Genomic DNA, 3,283 nt, shown 5'->3' on the forward strand with positions numbered 1-3,283 from the left:
TGAGTATTACGGCAGGGATGATTCTCAGTGGATTAGTGTGTTTGTCGCTCAAAGAAGTGCGGGTAACTCTCCGTCAAGATTTACCTAAAATTTACCAAGCTCTCCCGATCTTTATCGCGATCGAGTTACTAAATTTGGTGGCTCTGTACACCGGGCAACTTGCCGTCAAATTAGGCGTGCCAGTTTTAGTATCGGCGATCGAAGCCTCCACGCCAGCCTATGCTTTTGGATTGTCTTTAATTATTGCGATCGTGCAACGGCGGATCGATGGCGAAACCAAGCGCAAATTAACCCTAAAGTGGGGTTTTGTCGGTTTGATGATAATGGGTGTCTGGTTGCTCGGCGCAACTGGGTAAGGCATCGAGCGTTACTGCTGAGATGGTTGATAAATATTAGACCCCCGACTTCTTCAAGAAGTCGGGGGTCTGGCATCACACAGTTACATAAAATCTACGGTTTGCCGAGGAAATCCATTTTCCCTACTTCTACGCCCGAATGCCGCAAAATATTATAGGTAGTTGTAGCGTGGAAATAGAGATTGGGTAAAATAAACGAAACTAGATAAGGCATTCCTGCAAATTCGATCGAATGTTTGCCGATCGGGAGGCTAATTTGCTTTTGCTCGGTACCATCGATTTGCGCTGGCGTTATCGTTTCTAAATACGCAATAGTATTATGAAGACGATCGATTAATTGGGGAAAAGTTGTTTCATCATCAGCCATCGCTGGTGCTTCCACGCCCGCTAGTCTGGCGACTCCTCTGCGGGTGAGATCGGAAGCAATTTGGACTTGCTTGCTCAACGGATGCATATCAGGATATAAGCGACTATTAATTAGTACTGACGGGTCGATTTTTTTGGTTTCTGCGTGAGCGGCACCTTTTTTGAGGATATTAATTAGGTTGTGCAAACATTTAACGATCGGTGGCACCGATGCCTGATACATGGAAATAGTCATAATCGATCGTACTGGGTAAAAGTGCTCGATCGTATTATCTATCGATTGCGATCGGTTTCGCTCCGTTGGTGTAATCTCTATGCCAGAAAATCGATCGCCAGATCTCTAGCCCAAACTAGAGTTTCGTTCATCGTGACTTAATACAGCGTTTAAGATGATGGCAATCTGGGCAGATCTCGATCTCCAAATTGAAGTAATGCCATCCCCACCAAAAATCCGATCGTCAGTCCCGAAAAGTGGCCGACAATACTGGTATGCCCGTTGGTGATATCGAAAACTAACTGCAAAGCGACGCTAAATAGTACCGTTTGAAATTGCCGTCCCGCCGCTGCTACTTTGGATTGTCGCCAACCATTCAGATGAATCGCCCCCACCGCTCCCAACATGCCCATAATCGCCCCAGAGGCACCGACAGTAGTATTTGGGGTCATCAACTTGGTATCGATATAAGTAATTACCGCCATCGAACCCAATCCTGCCACTAAATAGGCAAACAGGTATCGAACAGAACCCAAACGATGCTCGACAAATTTTCCCAGATAAAATAAGCCCAGCATGTTCAAACCCAAATGCGCGATGCCCATGTGGAGAAAGTTAGCCGTAATAATCCGCCACCATTGACCCGCCAATACTAGCGAACCAGTCAAGCCGCCCCAGACATTGAAGAGCGCATCTTTATCGCCGACCCAGAAATTGGTATTAAAATCTTTGTTGCCTGTTTTCAATTGCCATAATAGTTCCACGCCAAACACTAAGACGTTAATCGCAATTAACAAGTTAGTAACTGGCGTCGTCGCACTAATCGGCGTCTGGTTGCTATAGCGAGCATCGCGGACGGCTGCCATTTCAATCTCGGCGACAGTCTCCCAGTCAAATTGGTTTAGTTTGTCCAAATCTGGCAATGGTTGGGACAATCGCCAATCGATATCGTGCCGAATACAGCTATCTGCGGTCGTCTGCCGCAGCTGAATTAATTGCTCCGTCGCGCTCTCGACATTGCCAGCGGCTAACTCCGCCGTAGCGAGCCAAAATTGATGGACATCGGCAGAATATGTGGATAGCAAGCTGTAAGATGACTGCTCTAAAGCCTCTACCCGCCCACAGTAGGCCAGAATATACAGCTTGAGGATGTTTAAAGATTGAGTATTAAGCTGACGGCTCCGATCGAGTTTAGCCACCTCGGCGATACACCGGCGCAAATCGCCAGTTTCCGCCAGTGCCCGCAAATAGTAAACCAAGATCGTGCCGCGATGGCCCAATGCCGCGCCCAGTTCGTTCGATGGCAATCGCGATTGGGTCATTTGGGCCTGCACCCACTCGATATACTCCGACCAGCGATCGGTCGATCGGTATAATAAGGCAGTTGCCGACCGACCGAGATCGGGTTGCTCGATCGCGCGTTTACCTGCACTATGGTTCGGTTGATATCGATCGAACAGCTCGTGTGCGGCATCTATTTGGCCGGTTTGAGCCAATGCAAGACCAGAAAGTAAATGATGATACGTCCACATCCCATCTGTCGGTACCAGCCATCTCAACCACCGGGCGAGTCTACTAGCGGCCAGATATTGAGAATTATTCACTAAAGATTCCAATCGGCGCAGTAGCATCATCGGCAATAATACCAATCCAATCCACGCCCCAATGCCGATCTTCATCATCAAATCGGGTCGATAATACCAACTCATTGATAAAATAATCAGCACGACGATCGCGGCAATTTTCAGGCTCGAATTACTCCGCGATGTCGGTAGCAAGATTGCCAAACAATAAAAGATGGCAATCTGCACTAAAACAATATTGGTAAAATCCATTAGGCGCGAACCATCGCTATTTACGTAGATACTTACTATACTAACTAAATCTTTAGCTGCGCTATCGATCGATTATTCTCTTACCCTTTCCCACTGATGATTTGCGATTGGTCGATAGGCGATTTACCTGGCTTAGATCGGGCCGAACGCGTCTTGCTCGAAGCGATTGGGATTACAACGACGCAACAACTCCTTACTGCCGCACCGGATGCTGCCACCAAACAGCAATTGGCAGCCGATCTCGGTGCCAAGATTCAATATGTCAATAAGTTGGTAGCATTAGCCGATTTAGCGAGATTGGCAGGAGTTGGTTGTCAGTACAACGGATTGTTGCTCCATACCGGCATCATTTCGGTCAAACAACTAGCCCAAATGCCCGCTCATAAAATTCACCAACAATTACTCAAACTCCACGTCGCCACGCTGCAACGGCGAGATCTTTGTCCCGATCTCGCTCAGGTGCAAAATTGGATTCGACAAGCTCAGGAATTAAGTTGAATGGTAGTTTGTGG

3 protein-coding genes and 1 pseudogene are annotated in these 3,283 nt (G+C 47.5%); 2 read left to right on the forward strand and 2 right to left on the reverse strand.

The window, feature by feature from the left end; all coding sequences use genetic code 11:
* Positions 1-356: pseudogene (locus tag RMO84_RS09030) on the forward strand (transporter); the annotation flags it as partial.
* Positions 357-450: 94 nt separating this feature from the next.
* Here RMO84_RS09030 and RMO84_RS09035 read toward each other — a convergent pair.
* On the reverse strand, positions 451-957 hold the full coding sequence (locus RMO84_RS09035) for a DUF1993 domain-containing protein (protein ID WP_310488147.1): 507 nt from the start codon (positions 955-957) through the stop codon (positions 451-453).
* A 149-nt stretch (positions 958-1,106) separates the two neighbouring features.
* Positions 1,107-2,771: a rhomboid family intramembrane serine protease gene (locus RMO84_RS09040; RefSeq protein WP_310488148.1), complete on the reverse strand. Its 1,665-nt coding sequence runs from the start codon at positions 2,769-2,771 to the stop codon at positions 1,107-1,109.
* 96 nt (positions 2,772-2,867) lie between these two features.
* On the opposite strand from RMO84_RS09040, the gene RMO84_RS09045 reads away from it, so the two are divergent.
* Positions 2,868-3,269: a DUF4332 domain-containing protein gene (locus RMO84_RS09045; RefSeq protein WP_310488149.1), complete on the forward strand. Its 402-nt coding sequence runs from the start codon at positions 2,868-2,870 to the stop codon at positions 3,267-3,269.
* Positions 3,270-3,283 lie beyond the last annotated feature (14 nt).

This window comes from Chamaesiphon sp. VAR_69_metabat_338 (genome assembly GCF_031423935.1).
Taxonomy (GTDB): Bacteria; Cyanobacteriota; Cyanobacteriia; order Cyanobacteriales; family Chamaesiphonaceae; genus Chamaesiphon.